General features: G+C 37.2%; 17 protein-coding genes and 4 pseudogenes. 9 read left to right on the forward strand and 12 right to left on the reverse strand.

Annotated elements, in window-relative coordinates; genetic code table 11:
• Positions 1-9: 9 nt before the first annotated feature.
• The 5 genes and pseudogenes from AC2IP4_RS16920 to AC2IP4_RS16940 form a co-directional block, all read right to left on the reverse strand.
• Positions 10-1,029 (reverse strand): ABC transporter ATP-binding protein, encoded by a 1,020-nt coding sequence (locus tag AC2IP4_RS16920; protein WP_375319991.1) that lies wholly within the window; start codon positions 1,027-1,029, stop codon positions 10-12.
• A pseudogene (locus AC2IP4_RS16925) lies at positions 1,029-1,813 on the reverse strand (ABC transporter permease). The gene AC2IP4_RS16920 and the pseudogene AC2IP4_RS16925 overlap by 1 nt, the downstream one beginning before the upstream one ends.
• Positions 1,800-2,687 carry an ABC transporter permease gene (locus tag AC2IP4_RS16930; RefSeq protein ID WP_375320840.1) on the reverse strand — a complete coding sequence of 296 codons (888 nt, stop codon included), beginning with the start codon at positions 2,685-2,687 and terminating at the stop codon, positions 1,800-1,802. Before AC2IP4_RS16930 ends, AC2IP4_RS16925 begins: the two are co-directional and overlap by 14 nt.
• Position 2,688: 1 nt before the next feature.
• Positions 2,689-3,116, reverse strand: a pseudogene (locus AC2IP4_RS16935) (alkaline phosphatase family protein); the annotation flags it as partial.
• Positions 3,117-3,125: 9 nt separating this feature from the next.
• Positions 3,126-3,760, reverse strand: a pseudogene (locus AC2IP4_RS16940) (ABC transporter substrate-binding protein); the annotation flags it as partial.
• Here AC2IP4_RS16940 and AC2IP4_RS16945 point away from each other — a divergent pair.
• A pseudogene (locus tag AC2IP4_RS16945) lies at positions 3,756-3,992 on the forward strand (tryptophan--tRNA ligase); the annotation flags it as partial. The pseudogenes AC2IP4_RS16940 and AC2IP4_RS16945 overlap by 5 nt on opposite strands.
• Positions 3,993-4,028: 36 nt before the next feature.
• On the opposite strand, the gene AC2IP4_RS16950 reads toward AC2IP4_RS16945, so the two are convergent.
• The gene (locus AC2IP4_RS16950) at positions 4,029-4,931 is read right to left on the reverse strand and encodes a LysR substrate-binding domain-containing protein (protein ID WP_375319990.1); all 903 of its coding nucleotides are present in this window, start codon (positions 4,929-4,931) and stop codon (positions 4,029-4,031) included.
• A gap of 121 nt (positions 4,932-5,052) precedes the next feature.
• Between AC2IP4_RS16950 and AC2IP4_RS16955 the strand changes: the two genes are divergently transcribed.
• Entirely contained in the window at positions 5,053-6,375 is a 1,323-nt protein-coding gene (locus tag AC2IP4_RS16955; RefSeq protein WP_375319989.1) for a 6-phospho-beta-glucosidase, read from the forward strand.
• Between the two features lie 430 nt (positions 6,376-6,805).
• Here the strand turns inward: AC2IP4_RS16955 and AC2IP4_RS16960 are convergent, their stop codons facing one another.
• Entirely contained in the window at positions 6,806-7,693 is an 888-nt protein-coding gene (locus tag AC2IP4_RS16960; protein WP_486307779.1) for a LysR family transcriptional regulator, read from the reverse strand.
• A gap of 157 nt (positions 7,694-7,850) precedes the next feature.
• Between AC2IP4_RS16960 and AC2IP4_RS16965 the strand changes: the two genes are divergently transcribed.
• Positions 7,851-8,021 carry a hypothetical protein gene (locus AC2IP4_RS16965; RefSeq protein ID WP_375319987.1) on the forward strand — a complete coding sequence of 57 codons (171 nt, stop codon included), beginning with the start codon at positions 7,851-7,853 and terminating at the stop codon, positions 8,019-8,021.
• Between the two features lie 25 nt (positions 8,022-8,046).
• Here the strand turns inward: AC2IP4_RS16965 and AC2IP4_RS16970 are convergent, their stop codons facing one another.
• A complete protein-coding gene (locus AC2IP4_RS16970; protein WP_375319986.1) occupies positions 8,047-9,933 on the reverse strand; it encodes a methyl-accepting chemotaxis protein in 1,887 nt (628 codons plus the stop codon).
• A gap of 255 nt (positions 9,934-10,188) precedes the next feature.
• On the opposite strand from AC2IP4_RS16970, the gene yddG reads away from it, so the two are divergent.
• The 3 genes from yddG to AC2IP4_RS16985 all read left to right on the forward strand — a co-directional run bounded on the left by yddG (position 10,189) and on the right by AC2IP4_RS16985 (position 13,051).
• Positions 10,189-11,076: an aromatic amino acid DMT transporter YddG gene (yddG, locus tag AC2IP4_RS16975; RefSeq protein ID WP_486307781.1), complete on the forward strand. Its 888-nt coding sequence runs from the start codon at positions 10,189-10,191 to the stop codon at positions 11,074-11,076.
• A gap of 61 nt (positions 11,077-11,137) precedes the next feature.
• Positions 11,138-12,223, forward strand: a complete 1,086-nt coding sequence (locus AC2IP4_RS16980; RefSeq protein ID WP_105055640.1) for an AI-2E family transporter — start codon at positions 11,138-11,140, stop codon at positions 12,221-12,223.
• 144 nt (positions 12,224-12,367) lie between these two features.
• The gene (locus tag AC2IP4_RS16985; protein ID WP_375319984.1) at positions 12,368-13,051 is read left to right on the forward strand and encodes an alpha/beta fold hydrolase; all 684 of its coding nucleotides are present in this window, start codon (positions 12,368-12,370) and stop codon (positions 13,049-13,051) included.
• Between the two features lie 9 nt (positions 13,052-13,060).
• Here the strand turns inward: AC2IP4_RS16985 and AC2IP4_RS16990 are convergent, their stop codons facing one another.
• A complete protein-coding gene (locus AC2IP4_RS16990) occupies positions 13,061-13,918 on the reverse strand; it encodes a PA4780 family RIO1-like protein kinase (RefSeq protein ID WP_105055642.1) in 858 nt (285 codons plus the stop codon).
• A 316-nt stretch (positions 13,919-14,234) separates the two neighbouring features.
• Here AC2IP4_RS16990 and pepE point away from each other — a divergent pair, with 316 nt between their 5' ends.
• Entirely contained in the window at positions 14,235-14,972 is a 738-nt protein-coding gene (gene pepE, locus AC2IP4_RS16995; protein ID WP_375319983.1) for a dipeptidase PepE, read from the forward strand.
• 67 nt (positions 14,973-15,039) lie between these two features.
• Here the strand turns inward: pepE and AC2IP4_RS17000 are convergent, their stop codons facing one another.
• Both AC2IP4_RS17000 and AC2IP4_RS17005 read right to left on the reverse strand, forming a co-directional pair.
• On the reverse strand, positions 15,040-16,146 hold the full coding sequence (locus AC2IP4_RS17000) for a flavin monoamine oxidase family protein (RefSeq protein WP_375319982.1): 1,107 nt from the start codon (positions 16,144-16,146) through the stop codon (positions 15,040-15,042).
• 8 nt (positions 16,147-16,154) lie between these two features.
• Positions 16,155-16,829 carry a cupin domain-containing protein gene (locus tag AC2IP4_RS17005; protein WP_486311175.1) on the reverse strand — a complete coding sequence of 225 codons (675 nt, stop codon included), beginning with the start codon at positions 16,827-16,829 and terminating at the stop codon, positions 16,155-16,157.
• A gap of 128 nt (positions 16,830-16,957) precedes the next feature.
• Between AC2IP4_RS17005 and AC2IP4_RS17010 the strand changes: the two genes are divergently transcribed.
• Entirely contained in the window at positions 16,958-17,866 is a 909-nt protein-coding gene (locus tag AC2IP4_RS17010; RefSeq protein WP_375319980.1) for a LysR substrate-binding domain-containing protein, read from the forward strand.
• A gap of 239 nt (positions 17,867-18,105) precedes the next feature.
• The gene (locus tag AC2IP4_RS17015) at positions 18,106-19,077 is read left to right on the forward strand and encodes a DUF3187 family protein (RefSeq protein ID WP_375319979.1); all 972 of its coding nucleotides are present in this window, start codon (positions 18,106-18,108) and stop codon (positions 19,075-19,077) included.
• Between the two features lie 116 nt (positions 19,078-19,193).
• On the opposite strand, the gene AC2IP4_RS17020 is transcribed toward AC2IP4_RS17015, so the two are convergent.
• Complete coding sequence (locus tag AC2IP4_RS17020; RefSeq protein WP_486311176.1) at positions 19,194-20,150, reverse strand: AEC family transporter; 957 nt, start codon at positions 20,148-20,150, stop codon at positions 19,194-19,196.
• Positions 20,151-20,764 lie beyond the last annotated feature (614 nt).

Consider the following 20,764-nt stretch of genomic DNA (forward strand, 5'->3'; position numbering starts at 1 on the left):
TGCGTCATACTAAGTTCTCACTGGTTGAATTTCATTAAGGTTGAAGAGTAAGTCTAGTGTACTTCCTGCGGTTAATAGTCTTTCTGATGAGCGATTGAGTAAATCAACAGTCAAACTGCAATCATTTACTTCTACTTGGTATCGTATTACATTTCCAAGTAACTGGTGGTTTTTAATAATACCTTGTTTGGGTGTTGATATATGATCTGCATAATGGCGTCCTTCTTCTTTTACATAAATAGATTCTGGTCGAATAGCGACTTTCCACTCGGTTTCAATATTAAATAATTGCTTGCCCTTTGGTGCGTCAACTAAGTTGTAATGTCCCATGAATCCAGCAACAAACTCATTAGCTGGTTGTGTGTAGATCTCTTCGGGTGATCCTTGCTGAACTATTTCACCTTGGTTCATTAAAAAGATGCGATCCGACATGATCATGGCTTCTTCTTGATCGTGAGTGACAAAAATCGTGGTTAAATTGAGTTCTTTTTGAATGTCTCGAATCTGTTGACGAAGGCGTTTTCTGATCTTGGCATCTAGTGCCGATAAAGGCTCATCTAATAGCAATATTCTTGGTTTGACGACTAATGCACGAGCCAATGCCACTCGTTGACGCTGTCCGCCTGATAATTGATGTGGGTAGCGATTTTCTTTATCGTTTAAATCTACTAATTCAATGACTTTATTTACTTCCTTTTCAGCGGTCTTTGCATCAATTTTTTTCATTTTTAGTCCAAAAGCGATGTTTTCTGTTACCGTCATATTTGGAAATAATGCATAAGATTGAAATACCATTCCAATGCCACGTTGTTGTGGTGTTTGGTTTGTAATATTTTCACGGTTAACCCAGATTTCGCCATTATTGAGAGGATCTAACCCTGTTAAACTGCGAAGTAGAGTTGATTTTCCACAACCGCTTGGACCTAGTAGTGTTATGAACTCGCCTTTTTCTATATTGAAATTTATGTTTTCAAAGACAGTGTTATCACCAAATGATTTCGTTAATTGACTTACGCTTACATAACTCATTATTTAATGCCTCGGCTAAAACGACTTGCTAACCAAGTCAGTAAAAAGATGAATAAGAAATAGGTCATCACTAAAGCAGACGTAAAGTGCCCGCTGGTTTGACGCATGTTATAAAGGTAAATTTGTAAGGTCTCGTAACGAGTACCAACTAATATGTTGGCGAAAACAAACTCCCCGAGTAAAAAGGAGAAAGATAAGAAGATCGATGCCATTAATCCTTTCTTTAAATTCGGAAGAATGATCAAGAGAAATACTTTTGTCGTACTTGCACCAAGCAAGTGGGCTGCATCCATAAGATCGTTTAGATTAATGGCTTCAAAGCTGTTTGCTACGGCGCGATACATAAAAGGAAGTGCAATTGTAAAGTAGGTTCCAATCAGTATCCAAGGAGTACCAACTAATGGAATTGCGCTGTTGGCATAGAGTTGTAATAAGCCAACGGAAGAGACGACAGGCGGAACAGCAAAGGGCAATAAGATAAGTATATTCATTACTTTATCTAGCTTAGGGAAGTAATAAAAAACCACAAAAATAGCAGGAATAATAAGAACAACACTTACGCTAACTCTGAAATACCAATGAAGAGTGATCGTCCAAAGGCTGCAATAAAGCGTTGATCTGTTAGTAGTTGACCGTACCACGAGAAGGTAAAACCATCAGGTAATATGGTTGCGCCCCAACGTGAAGAAAGAGAGTAAACTAAAGTGGCGATAATAGGGATTATCATGATCCCCACAATAGAATAGACGATTGATTTATGGAATATAGAATTAACGTTTTGCATGATAACTCCTAGCGATAAGCCACTGATTAATGATGGTAATAAAGGCTAAAATCAGCATCAAAATAACAGAAATTGCAGCGGCTAAGTTTGGTTCTAGGAATAAGTCTCCAGAGACAAGGCTAGCAATACGAACGGTAATAACGTTGTAGTTACCATTAGTTAAGGCGTATACGCTAGCGTAAGCACCAATCGCGTTGGCAATGAGAATAATAAACGTACCTAGTAATGCTGGAGATAACACGGGTAATGCTATTTTGAACCAATACTGCCATGTTTTCGCACCAAGAAGGGCTGAAGCGCCTTGCCAATCGTCACTTAATGCATCAAAAGCAGGATAGAGTAGTAACACAGCTAGTGGAATTTGAAAGTAGACATATAAAGTAAGTAATCCCCATTTTCCATAGAGATTAAAATCATCAATCAAACCATATTGTTTTAGTAATAAAGTAAATGCGCCATTGACGCCCAGAATAATAATAAAAGCAAAAGCGAGTGGTACGCCTGAAAAATTACTACTCATATTAGTACATGCGATAACGCCATCTCGGATTTTGCTATCTATTCTTCGAAGCGATGAAACTAATAAGGCAGCAATAGAAAGCCCAATAAAACTAGACCATATCGCTAACCATAAGCTGTTACTGAATCCTTGCAGAATAAAACTGGAATCTAGTATTTCATGATAGTTTTCTAACGAGAACACATCTTCATAAATAAAACTATTAATGAACACCCACAGCATGGGAGCAAGTTGAAATAGATAGAAAAACAAGGCGAGAGGAGCTAACCAAATTGCAGGTTTGAGTTTTTTTAGCCTGTTTTTGGGCGAGCTAATTGATGTTCGTTTAGATTGAGTGACAACTGAACTACTCATCATCTGCATCCAAAAAGAGTGCTTCATCTGGGTAGTAATCCCAATGGTAGAAACACGCGTGTTGAATGTTGAGAGCTTTATTATTAGTAAAGCGATCACGAACAGCATGATAAGGGGAAATATTGTAGAGTTCACTGACCCAATGATATGCCGCTGCTGCCGTTGTTCTGCCTTGTTGTGTAGCTAAGCTAAATATGAATCTTGATTAGATAAGCGCACAATATTGTTATTCACAATGCCACTGTTTACTGGTGATACGCCTGTTAGCAAGCATTCGTACAATGGACGTGACATCGAGGGTAGCTCTGATTGAATTTTATATAGTGTTGCTCTTTGCTGCTCAATTAACCCAGTTAAGTAACCCGTGCAATCACGGGCTACTTGGTAATTAAGGCCATCAAGTACAACAAGGATAACCTTATTGTTCATTGTGACCTCTTACTGTTGATTAATTAATACGTTTTCTTGCCATTGGCGAGGTAGTTTGCGTGCTGATTTTTCCCACGCTTTAAAATCACTTACAGGGTGAACATTAGTGTATTGGTCGTTCGGGATTAATTTATCTTGAATAGACTGAGGCAATGTAACATCACTGCGTATTGGACGCGCATAGCCTTCAGCTAAGTTGATTTGCCCTTGGTCACTGAAGATATATTCTCGAGCTAATTTTGCCGAGTTTGGATTTTTAGCGAATTTATTAATTATGGTGGTGTAGCCTGAAATAACGGAACCATCTTGAGGAATATTTACGCTAAAACGTTCACGGCCCAATTTGTCTCGATAGTTAAGTGCATTGAAATCCCATAAAACGGCAACTTCGACTTCGCCTTTTTCTAAGTTAGCTAAACCTGGGTCGGTATAAGAAAGGCGACCTTGTTTTGCTAGTTCAGCAAAGAATTTAATTGCAGGTTTTAGATTGGCTTCATCGCCACCGTTTGCAAAAGCAGCCGAGAGTACGGCATTATTTGCTTGGGCAGCAACACCAACATCACCGATGCTTACTTTGTATGAACCTTCTAATAAGTCGTTCCAAGATGTTGGGGCATTTTTACTAATTTGTTGTTAGATATAAATCAACTAAAAAACCAGTATCAGCAAGATGGTTTAGGTGATGGGACAACTAAAAAAATCTTAGAAGAGTGTTTACAGGAAATACTAAAACCAATCCGTGAGCGCAGAGAAATGTACATATCAGATAAAGCGCAGTTGATTGAGATCCTTCGACAAGACAGTGAGAAGTCTCAAGAAGAATCGAATCAAGTTTTACATAATGTGAAAAAAGCCTTCGGTTTAACGTTGTTTTAATATTTTGGGCTTATGAAGATAGAGCAGGGGTAAATATTAGCCCTGCTCTTTTATTTTTCGTTGTAGCCAACGAGTAAATGCTTGATATTTAGGGCGGTGTTCGTGGCCTTTTGGGCAAATCAAATTATAACTCAGATTAGAAGGTATAGATTCAAAAGGAGTTATTAATTCGCCATTTTCTAAGTATGTACTAATGAGATTGGTACGTGCAATGCCAATACCCATTCCATTTCTTACTGCAGATATCGCCATTTCTGAATGGTTAAAGACATAGTTTTTCATTTGTGTTGGAGTTGGTTTATTTGTCATTGATAACCAGTATGTCCATTCAAAATCTGTACGTATAGAATCTAATGATTCAGTACAATGAATTAGGCAAGCATTATTCATATTAAAAGGATGTTGAGTGAATTTTTGGGCATAATGAGGTGTACAAATAGGTGTGAGATGTTCATCAAAAAGTTTTTCGCAATGAAGATCTGGGTGCTGTCCATTACTGTAATAAATGGCGAGATCAACGGGTTCATGTTTGAAATCTAATGGGCTTGCTTTTACTCGAATCTTTAGGTCTAGGCTAGGGTATAGTGCTTGAAATTCAGGCAGTCTAGGCATTAGCCATGATTGCGCAAAAGTAGGAGCAACACCTATGTACAGCTCTCCACTGAGCTCATTAAATTGAATGTCTTCTATTTCAGAAAAAATAGTTTCAAGAGAAGAGTCTAATACATCCCATAAACGTTTTCCTTCTTCAGTGAGCTCTAATTTTCGAGTTAATCGAATGAATAAGGTAAACCCTAATTGGAGTTCAAGTTGTTTAATGCGCTGGCTTATTGCTCCTTGAGTTAAAAAAAGCTCTTCTCCTGCAATCGTAAAGCTTAAGCTTTTTGCTGCAATATTGAATGTATATAAGTTCGCGAGTAACGATTGTTTATTATTCATGGAGTCCTTCCTTCGTATCTATGCATTAGCCTTACTAATTCATAAGCATTTTTATATGGTTTGTTAGTTAAGTCAACTTTACGTTTAATTAGTTAGTCTAATTTATGTTGAGGGAACCATAATGAAAAAATCTTTAAAAATTGCAGTGATCGGTGGTGGTTCAAGTTATACGCCAGAGTTAATTGAAGGGTTATTAAAGCGAAAGCATGAATTACCATTAAGTGAGTTATGGCTGGTTGATATTGAAGACGGAAAAGATAAGGTAGAAATTATTGCGGGTTTGGCTCGCCGTATGATTAAACGTGAAAATTTGAATATAACGGTAAAAGTAACACTAAACCGTCGTGAAGCATTAGAAGGGGCTGACTTTATCTGCTCTCAATTTAGAGCAGGTTGTTTAGAAGGTCGAATTCGTGATGAACGTATTTCATTAAAATATGGAATGATAGGGCAAGAAACAAATGGCCTCGGTGGTTTTGCAAATGCGTGTCGAACTATCCCAATCACACTTGATATTTGTAAAGATATTGAAGAATTGTGCCCTGATGCATGGTTACTTAATTTTACTAATCCATCGGGTATGGTGACTGAGGCTGTTTTAAAACACACTAAAGTAAAAACGGTCGGCTTATGTAATGTACCTGTAATTATGCAAAAAGGTGTAGCAGAAATACTAAATGCTAAAGAAGAAGATGTAATTATGCAGGTTGCGGGTTTAAATCACTTTATTTGGGCACGTCAGATTTTACATGAAGGTCAAGATAAACTTGCGTATATCGTTAATGAGATTATCTCGGGCAATGATAAATTAGTTCCTAAGAATATCCCCCCTTTTGCATGGTCGAAAGAACTTCTATCTAAAATGGGAATGATCCCGTGTGCTTACCTACGTTATTACTACATGAGTGATGACATTATGCAGCAAGAAATAAAGGAAGCTGATGGGGAAGGAACTCGTGGTGAAGTCGTTAAAGAGATGGAAGATCGTTTGTTTGATATATATCGTAATCCCGATTTAAATGAGAAGCCAAAAGAATTAGAAAAGCGTGGTGGTCAGTACTATTCAGAAGCCGCTTGCGAGTTAATGAGTTCTATCTATAACGATAAACGAACTATCATGCATGTAAATACACGTAATAATGGAACAATAGCAGGTTTACCTGATGACTGTACGGTTGAGGTGAGCTCTATGATTACTAAAAATGGTCCTTTGCCATTAAATGTAGCACCATTCCCGACGGATACACTTCGTCTTATTCAATTGATGAAAGAATTTGAAACGTTAACTGTTGAAGCTGCAATCACTGGAGATTTAAATTTTGCTAAACGTGCTCTGATCTTAAACCCATTAGTAAACACTGGTACTATTTTAGACAAAGCATTAGAAGAGACAGTGAGAGAAAATTTAGATTACATGCCACAGTTTCGTCATTTAGTAGAATAATTTCAATCAGTTGTTTCTTTTCTTAGTTAAAAAATAATGGAATGCAGTTTAGTGATGAGAGTCGCTAAACTGTTACATAGATCATAAAATATAAGTAAAAACACGAAGTACGTTTAAATATTCGTGATCTTGATCCTCGCAAAGTGATCCACACTACTATAGATTGAATGGGTCATTGAGATTTATGACAGCAGCTCAAAGATGAGCGAGTGATTAAAGGAAGTATCTTATGAAAAGAACAAGAAAAGCCCAATTGCAACGTGCGCGAATTCAATACTGGAAAGACACTGCAAAAGATACGGCTAAAAAATGGTAAAAAAATAAAACTCCTGACCGTCAGGAGTTTTTTGGTTTTAGCGCTTTATGTTTATTCAATTTGAATATTAAAATTTATTTATTCCCACTGAACACCTACTTAAAATAAACATTTCTATATCAATATTTCTTTGATCTTTTTTATCAGTGTTTGATATCGTTTTGGCAATTCTCTGTTTCGTTTTTGAACCAAAAATAAGCGCTCCATAACCAACTCTGTCGGTGTGTGAATATATAATTTGTCTTTGTCAGGGAAGGCATCAATGGCACTTTGTGGCAATACAGTAAAACCAATTCCTTGAGCGATAGGCAATAATATTTGGCTTAATTGATTAATGTAGCTTGCGATAGGGAATCCATTCGCATTTCCTTTTTCTAAGGCTTCATCTTTACAATGATCGAAGTATAACGACAAATAATGCTCGGCGTCTGGGTGTTTAATTAATCCTCGGGACATTAATACATCGAGAGTAATGGGCGTGTTTTGATCGCTTTTTGGCAGAACTAAACAAAGAGGCTCCTCGGTTAGTTCTTCGCTACGAAATAAACTAGGCGTGGGGTTATGAGTAACAATGCCAATATCGATATGCCCACGTTGAATGTCATCTAATATTTTATGATTTGGTGCCGCTTCTAATGAGGTCGTTAATTTTGGATATGTTTTTTGTAAATCGATACATTCAGGATAAAGAGACAACGCTAAGGCACCAGAACAAGACAGTTTACACAAACCTTTATGTGGGTCATCAAAACTAAGTGTTTCAATTAGATTAGCTGTATTACGCTGTTGTTGTCTTGCAAAATCATAAACCAAACGACCTTGTTCAGTCAGCTCAACACTTTTTCCCTCACGTTTTAATAAATCATACCCACAAGTGTTTTCTAATTTTTTGATGTGCTGACTGACCCCCGGTTGAGTCATGTACAATTGTTCTGCCGTTTGAGTAAAGTGGCCAACATCAACCAAAGTACAAAATGTATTGAGCCATAGAGGGTTAAGCATAGATCACCAAATCAGTCGTTATCTTATGATGTTTCAATATAACAAAATATTATTATATTAAAAATAAATGATAATTTTATGTGTTTAGTAAACATAATATTCAAGTATTTAATTTGATTGATATTATACTCGCGAAAAATTTTTATAAGGAAGAGAAATGAAATGTCCAAGCTGTGAAGAGCATATTGGTTGGGAGTGGGTTGAAGACGAAGCCATTGAGCCTAATGAGATTTTTGAATGCTCAGAGTGTGAAGAATCATTGCGGTATTATATTAATGAAGGAACGTATTTAGGGCCTCAGCATAAAACAGTAGAGGTGGTGAGTTAATCACCACCTTTATCATTTAGAGTGTTTATGATAATTTAAAGGTTGCTACCTTTTCACTTAAATCAATTGCTTGTTCTTTCAGTGAATGGGATTGAGTTAAGCTGTTTGTTGAATCAATAACAAGCAGATCGGTCACATCTTTAATTGACGTTACATTTTGAGTGATTTCGCCAGTTACGTGCGTTTGTTCTTCAGCGGCGGTCGCAATTTGAGTAGCCATGTCGCTGATTAAAGTGACTGATGAACTAATCTCTTCTAGTGCTAGTGTTGCTCTGTCTGCATCTTCTACAGAGCTATTTGCTAGCTCAGAGCTGCTTTGCATTAAGTTAACTGCACGACTTGTTGTTTGTTGAAGGATATCAATCGTTGATTTAATCTCTTCCGTTGAAGTGTGAGTACGTTGGGATAACACACGAACTTCATCGGCAACAACAGCAAAGCCGCGCCCTTGCTCTCCTGCTCGTGCTGCTTCAATAGCGGCATTTAGTGCTAATAAATTCGTTTGTTCAGCGATACCTTGAATCGTTGCCAATACGGTATTGATTTCTTGAGAGTGCTGTTGAAGCTCACTGATTACCATACTTGCTTCATTCACTTCATTTGCTAGATTATTGATTGATGCTTTTGTTTCAATAACAAGAGAATGGCCTTTTTGAGTACTGCTTGATGAGTTTTGAGCTGCTTCCGCAGTCTGCTCTGCATGAGAGGCTATTTCACGAGTAGCTGATGCCATTTCTGTTACTGCAGTGGCAACCATTGTGATTTCTTGTTGTTGAAGATTAAGCTCTTTAACTGAATTGTTTGCACGGTTAGTACTTTGTTCAGAACCTTCTGTTAATTGTTGAGATTGTTGACGAATATGCTGAATAAGCTGTTGTAAGCTTTCCACAAAAGTATTGAAGTTATTTGCTAGTTCCCCCACTTCATCTTTATTTTCAACATGGATTCGTTGAGTTAAATCACCGCTACCATTTGCAATTTGTGCAAGTGCTTGAGATACATTATTTAACGGACGGAATAAGATATTACAGAGTAGATTGAATAATAACGTACAGATAATAACAACAATCGCGGTTACTAATATTTGGCCAGATACCGCATCAAATAGAGGAGCAACTAACGAGTCATAGTTAATGACGTTCACGGTAATTAAACTCGTACCATCAATTTTTTGAGCATGCATAATGTATTTCTCACCATCTAATTCAATAGATATGTCAGAGTTACTGTTTGTTGCTTGTTGAATCGTTGAAAAATTTAAGCCTAAACTAGAAACGGACTTATTAAGTAATTTCGTATTTGGGTGTGTAAAAATATTCCCTTTGTCATTAGCAATAAACATAAAACCTTCACCAGGAATGATGACTTTTTCCATGCTATTTAAGATATCGGTGATTTCAACATCTGCGCCAAGAACGACTTGTTGACCATGAAGGTTTAACGCTTTGCCTAAAGAAACAACATTTGCCCCTGTTGCTGCGGCAACGGTTGGATTGTCCATAAATACTTTGGACGGTGTGGCAACAGCATTTGTGTACCAACCCCATTTTCTAGGGTCATTATTTCCAGATGGAAGGATAACGCCATTTGCATTAGCTTGAGAACCGTCTGGATAAGCAAGGAAGACATTATCAAATTTTGCAGAGTCACGAACTTGTTTTAGGTGAACAACGATAGCATCTGCATTTGTTTCTTGAGGCAATGAGATTAATGCGCGTTCCTTCGAGAGAACCCAGTCGGTAACGTATTGATTATACGATGCCGTAGTGCTTTCTAAGCGCTGTGTTACTTCTGTATCTAGGCGTTCTAAAGAGGTATTAAATGAAAGAGCTTCAACTAATACTCCCCCGAGTATAATTGCAGCACTAGCTGATATGGCTAATTTGTTTTTAAGCGATAAATTTTTTAACATGTGAGTTCCATCTTTTTAGTTATGTAATGATGATTGTGTGAATAGTGGTATTTAAACTTTGTCATAATAATTTTAAGCTTCGAAATATATCATGTCATAAATATTACATTGAAGATAATAATAGGAATGAATGACGTATTTGACTCATGTATTTTTAAGCATTGTCCGTGCCATTTTTATTTATATTATGAATATAATTTCTTATTTAAATGCTAGAGTAGTAGCGCTACTTTTTATTGTTAGGAAATGCTTAAATTGAATACCTCATATAAATATACGATCGCTGGCTGTGCTGCTATTTTATTCTGGAGCATGATTGTTGGATTAATACGTAACGTGACTGAGCAATTAGGCTCAATAGGTGGCGCTGCAATGATTTATAGCGTGGGTTCGCTATTTTTAATGCTCGTAATGGGATTGCCTAAGTTAAGTCTATTTTCCCCACGTTATTTATTAATTGGAGGCGGACTATTTGTTAGTTATGAGATGTGCTTATCGCTAGCGTTAGGTATGGCAAATAGCCGTAACCAAGCGGTAGAAATGAGTATTATTAATTATCTGTGGCCGTCGTTAACGGTGTTATTTGCGGTGCTGGCAAGTCATAAGCCAGTGAATAAGGTGATTTATCCTGCCATATTATTGTCATTTTTTGGGGTTGCTTGGACATTAAGTGGTGATCAAGGATTATCAATAACTCAATTAATTGAAAATGCGGCAAGTAACCCAGTGAGTTATAGCTTGGCATTTACTGGTGCATTTCTTTGGGCTATTTATTGCAATATTACTAAAAAATTAGCGAATGGAAAAAATGCCATTACGTGGTTTTTTATTGCAACAGCATTAACGCTTTGGCTTAAGTATGCAGTCAGCGATGAAGGAGCTATTGTTATGACAAGCAACGCGGCGATAGACCTCTTGCTTGCCGGTATGATTATGGGCAGTGGCTACGCTTTATGGAATATCGGTATTATTGGTGGCAACATGGTGCTTTTAGCTACTTTCTCATATTTTACACCGATATTATCTACTTTCTTTTCTGCGTGGATTTTAGACATTGAGCTAACAATTCAATTTTGGCAAGGCGTTATAATGGTTACTATTGCGTCACTATTATGTTGGTGGTTTACCAGAGAGAAGAGTTAACTTTTGATTATTGTAAGCCCTATTATGAATAAAACGCTCTTTTTTATGACAAGGAACTTTGATGAAACTCGAACATAATTTCTCTAATCAAGCAATTGATGCCTTTATTAAAATTAGTGCCCTTGCGGTTCTAGTTTTGTGGTGTTTTTCTATTTTAAAACCTTTTTTATTATTGATGATTTGGGGGGGGATTATTGCAACCGCTCTGTATCCTATTGTGGCTTTTTTTAGTAAGAAAGTACGGATCAGTGAAAGTAAGGTCAGTATAATTTTAACTATCATTGGTGTGTTATTACTGCTGATCCCGTTAATCGCCTTATCGACAGGTATTTATACCAGCGGTACTGAACTCTTTTTAGGTTATCAAGATGGAACTATCGCAATTCCTAAGCCGAAAGCCAGTATGCAAGAATGGCCTATTATTGGTAATGAAGCGTATTCTTTTATGTCGTTAGCTTCTTCGAACCTTGAAAGTTTGCTTTTTAAATACAGTGCAGAAGTAAAAGTGGTTGCGAGTAAAGCAGCATCTATCGTCGGTTCTCTTGGTGGTGGATTTATTCAATTTATTATCTCTACCATCATTGCAGGTGTTTTTATGGCAAACGCAGCTAAATGTGAACGTGCGTCCATTTTAGTTTCAAATCGGTTAACTGGGGCACATGGTGAAGAGTTAACTAAATTATCTAAAACGACGATTAGAAGTGTTGTTCAAGGGGTAATTGGTGTTGCTGTTATACAAACAGTGATGGCAGGCTTAGGAATGGCGGTGATCGGTATTCCTGCTCCGGCATTGGGATTATGGATATTCTTAGTTCTTGTTTTTGCGATTATCCAGTTACCACCAATATTAGTGCTTTTACCTATTATCTTTTATGTTTTCAGTGTCGATACTACAACATCAGGTGTGCTTTTTGCTGTTTGGTGTGTATTAGTAAGCAGCAGTGATGCCGTTTTAAAACCGATTTTATTAAGCCGTGGTTCTCATATTCCTATGATTGTCATTTTGCTTGGTGCATTGGGTGGGATGGCGATGTCTGGCATTGTGGGGCTATTTGTTGGTGCTGTGGTTCTGAGTTTAACCTATCAATTATTCACGGTATGGCTGAATAATGAAGCGGAAGAAAGTTCAGATTATATTGATGATTAATACCTTTTAATTCAATAATTTGTTCTAGGTCGAGATTTCTAAACTCCATATGTAGTGAGTCGTGATAAATGATATTTCTAATACATTAGCACTCTCTTCTCTTGATATAGTCAAAGTTAAAGAGTTTTATTCTAAGGGTAAGTAATGGCGAATATAGTGGTGTTGCATGGGTTGTATATGCATGGTGTCGTAATGAAACCATTAGCCTCTCGATTGAGAAAGAGAGGTCATACAGTACAAGTCATTACTTATAATTCTTTACGTATCAATGAAGCCTTACTTTTTAAACGTATCCATAATTGCTTATCTGTATCTAAGAAAAATGTCATTGTAGGGCATAGTCTTGGTGGTATTTTAGCCGTACATTTTGTCAATTCTCACCAAGATAACAATACACCAATAGATTCAGTGGTGACGATTGGTTCTCCACTTCAAGGTTCTTCAATTGCTAAAGAATTGAACAATATGAAATTAGGCTTTATTTTAGGTAGCTCGAAAGAGCAGGGCTTAATTGATATGAATAAGTTGACGGTAGATTGTCCTGTTGGTTCTATTGCAGGCACAATGTCGATTGGTATTCGCTCTTCTATTATCAGAGACAAGCAACCTTCAGATGGTACGGTAACTGTAGAAGAAACCTTGTTGCCTGAGTTAACAGATCATTTGTGTTTAAATCATTCTCACACGAGTTTGATTTACGCTAAAGACACGGTTAATCAAGTTGACTATTTTATTGAGCATCACAAGTTTCAAAGGGAAGAGGAAGAAGTGCAAGGAAACTATAAGGCAGATAATCCATCATCTGCCAACGAAGCGTTGAGTATGTAGCTTATCAAATTAGTCGAGATCTTGATCTTCTAGTTGACGCTCTTTACGTAAACGAGCTTCTTCCATTACGGCGTTAATTTCTGCCATTAGACCGTCAACATCAGCATCTTTACCGTCATCGATAAATACACCAGTAAGCTTGGTATTTGGCGATAGTTCACCCGTTTCATACAATGCCCACATTTCTTTAGCGTATTCAGTGCCAAGCAACTCTGGAGCATATTGGCCATAGTAAGTCGTCATGTTGTTCACATCACGTTCAAGCATCCACTTCGCATTATTGTTTGCTGATGCATCTACCGCTTGAGGTAAATCGATAATTACAGGACCAAGGTGATCAACTAATACGTTAAATTCTGACAAATCTCCATGCACAATCCCAACACACAACATACGAGTGACGTATTGGATCATTAAATCATGGTCACGCAGGGCTTGTTCTTTTGTTAACGTAATGTCGTTTAAACGAGGGGCGACAGCGCCTTCATCGTTAGTCACTAATTCCATTAATAGAACGCCATCAAAACAACCATAAGGTGTTGGTACACGAACGTCAGCTTCAGACAGTTTGTATAGCGCATCAATTTCTGCGTTTTGCCATACTTTTTCCTGCTCATCACGGCCAAATTTAGAGCCTTTTTCCATTGCTCGAGCACGACGACTGTTTTTTACTTTTCGTCCTTCACGATACGCTACCGCTTGCTTAAAGCTACGTTGTTCAATCTCTTTGTAGACTTTGGCACATTGAATATTATCGCCACTACGTACAATGTAGACCGAGGCTTCTTTACCACTCATTAATTGGGTTAGAACTTCATCTATTAAACCATCTTCAACTAATGGTAGTAATCTGTTTGGTATTTTCATTGCACCTCATATGAGCGTAGATAAACGTCGTGACTTGTGACGTATTTTTGAACTATTAATAAAATTTAAAAGGCATTATGCCTATATTCTGCTTTCTCACAAGTTTTGGTGAGCAGTTATTTTCTGTCTTGTTTGTGATGACGGGACGATTTCTTTCTGTTTTGACATAATTTATAGACTACAGATACGATCTAACACAAGTTTTAACGTCATTATTTCTGATATGGTTTTTGCATCTTTCGTAATCCTATCGCTTGTTTTTCTCGAGTTAGATGACATTAAAAAGCGATGTTAAATAGACATAAGGCAGTAAGAAATGGATATTTTATTATTAAGTAACGGCAAGATTTCTGGTAACAACTACGTGATGGAATTTGCGAGTGAAGCAATTGTAGAGCAAATTCAACGCACTAAAGCGAAAAATCTCGTACTTATCCCATACGCTGTTATTCGCTCTAGTCATGATGACCGTGTTGCTATGGTTCAACAAACGTTTGATCATCTAGGTTTAGATTGCAAAGTAACCGGCCTGCACCGTTCAGAAGACCCAGTCAAAACGATCCAAGAAGCAGATGGCATTTTAGTAAGTGGCGGTAATACGTGGGTGCTAAACAAAACATTGCATGACTTAGGTTTAGTGGGGCCAATTAGAAAAGCAGTACTGGACAACGGAATTCCTTATATTGGTTGGAGTGCGGGTACAAATATTGGTTGTCCTACAATCCGTACCACCAATGATATGCCTATCATTACAGGAGCGATTCTTCCTTCGCTAAACTTAGTGCCATTCCAAATCAACCCTCATTATCTAGAAGCATCGGTTGAGGGGCATTTTGGTGAAACTCGTGACGAACGTATTCAAGAGTTCCTAGAAGTGAATAAACACGAGCCAGTGGTTGGTATTCCTGAAGGTACATGGTTACACATTCTTGATGGCAAATTGAGCTACCATACCGCGAATGAGAAACCACTTAAATTGTTCTCTCATGGTAAAGAACCTGTGTATTACAGCGCAGAAGATGATGTTCAGTTCTTAATGGAACACAGCTGTTAAGTTACTTAGTTTGTAGCGTCAGACACTAATAGAAGGCCAAGTTATTAATGACTTGGCCTTTTTGTTTTTAGTGTAGATTGAGGGCAGAAATTACGGCGTCAGCAGATTCTAATGCACCTTCTAAATACCCTCCATTTTCTTGTGCAGCTTCAGTACCTGCAAAATACCAATGTAATTGACCCAATAGTTTTGCAGCTGAAGGTAAGCCATAGCGAGGGTGGGTTGTCGGTGCTTGGTGATCTTCTATCGTTGCAGTATAAGGCTCTTGACTCCAATCTATTAGCTTTACATCAATAGGGTGGTTTGCTTGCTCTCCAAAAATCCGAGTGAGTTGTTCTATTGCCGCTTGTTTAATGAGTAGATCACCAGCTTTTATTCGTGTTGCCGCATCAACTCCTACAAAGCCAAATAACGCCCCAATACCATCAAATGTACTTGCATCATGTATTTCGGCTAATGGGCCTATGTGACTGCTTGCAGAGCCTGATAATCCCTCTTTTTGCCAGAAGGGGGTGTTATAGACCGCAAAGAGTTTGGCGTGAGCAGCCATCCAGGTTGAGGTTGATTTAAAATGGTGTTTTACCTCTGTTGGTAAACTCGGTGTAAAGGCAATGCTGTTAGCTAAAAGGCGTAATGGTAAAGCAAAGATAACATGGGTTGTTTCAATGATATCTTGCCTATTATTGTGAGTGACTGAGACATAAGAATACCCATTTTCTTTGTGTTCGATTTGAGTCACTGTACTTTTTAGTTGAACTTTATTAGTAGGTAAAGAGGTGAGTAATGAATCAACAAGGCTTTGCATCCCTCCTGCAATTCTCATCGATGTTGGGGATTGTTCAAACCCTGATTCATAGCGAATAGGAGCGCTGTTTTGTTGATTTTCTAGTAAATACGCTCCTTGAGAATACTGTGGGAAAATAGGCAACATTAAGTTGTCGATAAGCTGCGTAATACGGGGATGCATTTGTGGCCAAAACCAAGATGGTCCCATATCTACGCTATCAAGGGATGATAAATCAGCCGCGGGATCGATGATTGGATGCGATAAAATCCGCCCACCAATACGATCTCTGGCCTCTATAATACGAAAACTCTTTCCCATTTTTTCAAGTTGATGAGCGATGTATAGGCCACTTAATCCTGCGCCAACAATAAGATAATCTGTTTTCATTTGAGTTCTCACTTAGGCTGAATTTGGTGTAAATGGTGGCCTGTTTTTATCCAGACTTTACAATGTTGATTGTTCATTACTGCATGCAATGAATGACCAATAGGTAAGCGTAACCAATCAAATTTTTGGTAACTTGTATTATCGTGTGAGAACTCTCCTTCAAGCACTAAAATTTCTATACCGCCTTGATTATCAAGTTCTATTGTGTGATTTTTTTGCCACTCTTCAATACGAACTATTTCATTCTTAAAGGTATGTAACTTTAGAAACGTAACACCAGCACGTATCGGGTCCATGATGAAAGTGTGGGCTTGTGTATCGATATGAACTGGTGTGTGATCACCTTTTTGATATTGTCCTAATTTAACTAGGATCATGCAGCCTTTTTTTACTGCCGGAGCATGTGAGCTTCCTACAGGGTTACGCATATAAGTACCTACAGGGTAATCTCCATGCTCATCGGAAAAAACACCCTCTAATACTAAAAACTCTTCTCCTCCAGTATGAACATGGGAAGAAAAATAACTATTCGGTTCATAGTTAACCAAGGTAGTGGCTGTTGCAATCTCTCCCCCATCACGTTCTAACATTTTACGAGAGACTTCTTTTATTGGTGACGGAACCCAAGTTGATTGAGAAAAGAATGCATCTGCGTGTTTTGAAAAATCAGTGTTTAGTTTCATGGTAAACCTGCATAAGTGTGTGTTGATTAAACTTATTGTCTGATTTTTATCTAGGCGTAACAAATCAGAACTTCTATACTCTCACTAAAGTTTTTCTTTATTGGTATGAATTGGTTAAAGGGGAGTTAATGAAGCTTAATCACTTAAATGGATTAAAAGCCTTTGAAGCATCTGCTCGTCACTTGAGTTTTTCTTTAGCGGCAAAAGAGTTAAACGTCACCCCTGCTGCTATCGGACAACAAGTGAAACTATTAGAAGAATGGTTAGGTATTTCTTTATTTGAAAGACGCTCTTCAGGTGCTTCTCGCTTAGTGTTAACTAAAGAAGCAACACAAGGTTTGCCCGAGATTATTCGTGGATTTACACATTTATCACAAGGGTTAGAGTTATTAAAACCAGCAGATATAAGCCCTATTTTAACGGTAGCAGTGAGCCCTGCATTTGCTGCTAAATGGCTATTGATGCGAATTGATGACTTTCAAATTTCTCATCCAGAGTGGGATCTGAGGTTGGATACGAATATTAGAACGGTGGATTACCTTGCAGAAAGCATTGATATCGGTGTTCGTTATGGAAAAGGAAATTGGGAAGGTTTGGAAGCATCATTATTAATGACTGAGTCTATTTTCCCTGTCTGCTCACCTGAGTTATTTAATAAAGGGATTGATAAGCTTGAATCTCTTGTGCTCCTTCCTTTGTTACATGATCTTTCATTACCTAAAGAAAGTGGTTTTCCATCATGGAACCGTTGGTTGGAGCAACATGAAATTTACAATGTAAATACAGATAAAGGATTAAAGATAAATAATTCAGCATCTGTTATTCAGGCCGCGATTAGTGGCCAAGGCGTTGCGCTTGGTCGCAGTGTATTGGTACAAGACGATCTCGACTGTGGTCGCTTAGTCCAACTTTTTCCTGATCTTGAATGCTCCATTGAACTGGCATATTACGTTGTTTGGAAAAAAAACGGGTTAATGAGTGACAAAGTAAAAGTATTTAAAGAGTGGTTACAACAGCAAATGATAGAAACAAGATAATGATTATTTGAATGTGGATTTTTGAGGTATTTATCTTCGTTATGTGTTTGTTTGGTTATTATTTTTAACTGCTTTTTTCTGTTCGTTTAAGCTTATTGAACTTGATCTATGTCCCATCATGTCATTAACTTATTTGAGAGGGTGGTATAACATCAGTGATAATGGTGTTGATTAATATTACTCCACTTCCTTCTTTTGTTATCAGTGCATTGGTAGCCGTTAATTATATGAAAAATATTATGCTTACTATAAAACCGATAATAAATATTTTAGCTCCAACGATTCTTATCAGTTTGTCTTCTTCTTTGGTTAATGCAGATACTTCCGTTACTCCAATGAAAATTTATGCCCAAGCTCCACTTCATTCAAACACGTTATCGACAGAGTTACGTTCCGCTTTTGCAATGAAAGAAGAGAGTGTTGAGTTGTTTGCAGCAGGAACAATTGCCAGTGTATGGGCTAATTCAGACAGCTTTAATCTCGATTATTATCAAAACCAAGTTATCACTGGTGCTCAGTGGCAATTAACACCAAAAATGAAGGCTGAGCTTAAGTACCAATACAATTATGCGGGCAATAATGGGCTAGATTCTTTTGTTCATGGTTTTCATGATTTTTTTGGCATTGGGCAAAATGGGCGTGATGAGGTTGAGAACGATAGATTTAATATATCGGTCCCTAAATATGGAGTTGAAATTAATGACTTTGAAGGTGAAACCTTATCGAGTGCATTACACAGTTATTTTGAATACCAAGTGTTTGCCAATCAATATAATGCAATTAGCCTAGGTGCCAGTTTATATTTTAATCACGTAAACAGTGGATCTTTTAAACGAGATAGCTTTGAACAAGGTTTGCAAGCCAACTACAGTTTTAGTTATGAAAAACACGCGTTATTTTCGACAGTAGGAGTTACCTTTAGAGATAATAATGCAGCAGATAATATCTCTTATAAAAATAGCACGTTTGCTTTTTCTGCCGGTTATGGTTATGCAATTACTCCATCTCATCATATCGTCACGTCTTATCATATTTATGAAGGATCTGTTGATGATGGTGAAGACTATTCAGAACCTTCGAATGAATTTGTTCTTGGCTATCGCTATCTTTTAGAGAAAGTTGCGTTTGAGTTATCAGTAATAGAAAATGCAGTAAATATGGATAATTCGACGGATATCGCATTTACATTTGGGGTACGTTACGTCCTTTAATAAAAAATCCCAGAGAATAAGAGGATTCGTTCTCTGGGGAATATAACTCGTTCAGCAAAGTTACTCTATATTTATAGGATACGACTATTTCAATTTCCAACAAGTTTGCATAAAAATTAAATTAATTTGAATGAAGACAAAATAAAGATCCCCAAAGTACAAGTGATTAAAGAGGCAACCGTCGTTTGGGCAATAATATTTGCTGCTAATGTTGCATTGCCGCCCATCGCCCTTGCCATTACATAACTGGCTGCAGCCGTTGGTGCTGCACTCATAAAGAATAGTAGACCTAAATCTAACCCTCTAAAGTCTAACAATATACCTCCCATGGTAATAAATAACGGGCTTAATATAAGTTTATAACTCGTTGCAAACCACGTCGGTCTTTTATCTTCTCTCATTGAGTTGAGATTTAACGATCCACCAGCACACAGAAGGGCAAGAGGTAGAGTCATGTTTGCAAAGTATTGGCCTGCTTGAGTAATCATCTCTGGAATGGGAATCGAGAGAAAGGAACACACGACACCAAGTAGGATAGAAATGATGAGTGGGTTTTTAGTCAGAGTCTTTATTATTACTCCTACCGCTTGTTTTTCATTATATTCTTCTTTTGGAGTTAGAGTAATAACGGCTTGAATATTATAGAGAACGGTTGTCGTCGCCACATAAATAGCGGCAAGAGCTACCCCTGAATCACCATAAGCGTTAGCAACATAAGCTAAGGCTATTATGGCTGTATTTGCACGAAATCCACCTTGAATGATGACTCCGTGATCTTGTTTGTTGTTAAAAAAAAGTTTAGTTGAAAAGGTGGTAAATAAGAAAAAGGCGAAGTTCGCGATTAATCCGTAAATGATTAAACGACTGCTTGATGAGAAGTTATGCTCGGCATTAACAATACTCAAAAAGAGCATTGCAGGCAAAGTGACTTGGAATACGAGCTTAGAGGCGATCTCAATAAAGTTATCGTTAATTAATTTAATCCGTTTAAGAACCACACCCAAAAACAACATTAGGCAAATAGGGCCAGTAATTGAGGCTGAGAACAGTAGTTGAGTTATGAGGTTATCCATAGATCTTTTCTTATTAGCTTCCCTAGTATGTGTTTAGTTTACACACAATATATAAAAATTCAGTTGTAGATAGGTTCATTTAGCATTGTTTGATATGAATGTTGATATTAGATTGGATTTGTTATCTTTTTCATTCAGTGTGCAACTGATTTGGTTTTCTTATTTTTTTTGGGGGGGGAGTAAATATTTTAGTAATCACTCTAGATAATAGAAGTTACTATTTCTAGGTTAATTTATAGCTAATACAGATTTTATTGATTTTTTTTTATAAAAATAACACTTTATTTAATCAGGTGAATCTTGATTGAGTTGGTAGTCTAAATAACTAAATTGCCTGTCTAAGTGTAAATAATGTATGTTTTTTTGGTGGTTTTAATAGTCATTAATTATAAGGTGTAAATTTATTTTGTTTTAATTTATTTATGGCGTGATAGTTTTATATAAAAATCAATGTCAGGAATCTGATTTCTTTATAAATAAATATTAAAGTTTTATTTTTGCGGAGCTAATTCAAATAAAACTCATTCATGGTATGAATATTTCTGCTTTTTTGTTTTGCTATTTTCTTTTTTTTATGCGCACCCTTCTTTAAGTTGTTGTTTTATAATTTGTTT

It is taken from the genome of Aliivibrio thorii, from assembly GCF_057368585.1.

Excerpts from the sequence above, each read along its gene's own strand:
- AC2IP4_RS16965 (WP_375319987.1), top strand. The coding sequence starts at position 7,851 with ATGAAATGTCCAAGCTGTGAAGAGCATATTGGTTGGGAGTGGGTTGAA.
- AC2IP4_RS16955 (WP_375319989.1), top strand. The coding sequence starts at position 5,053 with ATGAAAAAATCTTTAAAAATTGCAGTGATCGGTGGTGGTTCAAGTTAT.
- AC2IP4_RS16920 (WP_375319991.1), bottom strand. The coding sequence starts at position 1,029 with ATGAGTTATGTAAGCGTAAGTCAATTAACGAAATCATTTGGTGATAAC.
- AC2IP4_RS17020 (WP_486311176.1), bottom strand. The coding sequence starts at position 20,150 with ATGGATAACCTCATAACTCAACTACTGTTCTCAGCCTCAATTACTGGC.
- AC2IP4_RS17010 (WP_375319980.1), top strand. The coding sequence starts at position 16,958 with ATGAAGCTTAATCACTTAAATGGATTAAAAGCCTTTGAAGCATCTGCT.
- AC2IP4_RS17005 (WP_486311175.1), bottom strand. The coding sequence starts at position 16,829 with ATGAAACTAAACACTGATTTTTCAAAACACGCAGATGCATTCTTTTCT.
- AC2IP4_RS16960 (WP_486307779.1), bottom strand. The coding sequence starts at position 7,693 with ATGCTTAACCCTCTATGGCTCAATACATTTTGTACTTTGGTTGATGTT.
- AC2IP4_RS16980 (WP_105055640.1), top strand. The coding sequence starts at position 11,138 with ATGAAACTCGAACATAATTTCTCTAATCAAGCAATTGATGCCTTTATT.
- AC2IP4_RS17015 (WP_375319979.1), top strand. The coding sequence starts at position 18,106 with ATGCTTACTATAAAACCGATAATAAATATTTTAGCTCCAACGATTCTT.
- AC2IP4_RS16950 (WP_375319990.1), bottom strand. The coding sequence starts at position 4,931 with ATGAATAATAAACAATCGTTACTCGCGAACTTATATACATTCAATATT.
- AC2IP4_RS16930 (WP_375320840.1), bottom strand. The coding sequence starts at position 2,687 with ATGAGTAGTTCAGTTGTCACTCAATCTAAACGAACATCAATTAGCTCG.
- AC2IP4_RS17000 (WP_375319982.1), bottom strand. The coding sequence starts at position 16,146 with ATGAAAACAGATTATCTTATTGTTGGCGCAGGATTAAGTGGCCTATAC.
- pepE (WP_375319983.1), top strand. The coding sequence starts at position 14,235 with ATGGATATTTTATTATTAAGTAACGGCAAGATTTCTGGTAACAACTAC.
- AC2IP4_RS16985 (WP_375319984.1), top strand. The coding sequence starts at position 12,368 with ATGGCGAATATAGTGGTGTTGCATGGGTTGTATATGCATGGTGTCGTA.
- AC2IP4_RS16970 (WP_375319986.1), bottom strand. The coding sequence starts at position 9,933 with ATGTTAAAAAATTTATCGCTTAAAAACAAATTAGCCATATCAGCTAGT.
- AC2IP4_RS16990 (WP_105055642.1), bottom strand. The coding sequence starts at position 13,918 with ATGAAAATACCAAACAGATTACTACCATTAGTTGAAGATGGTTTAATA.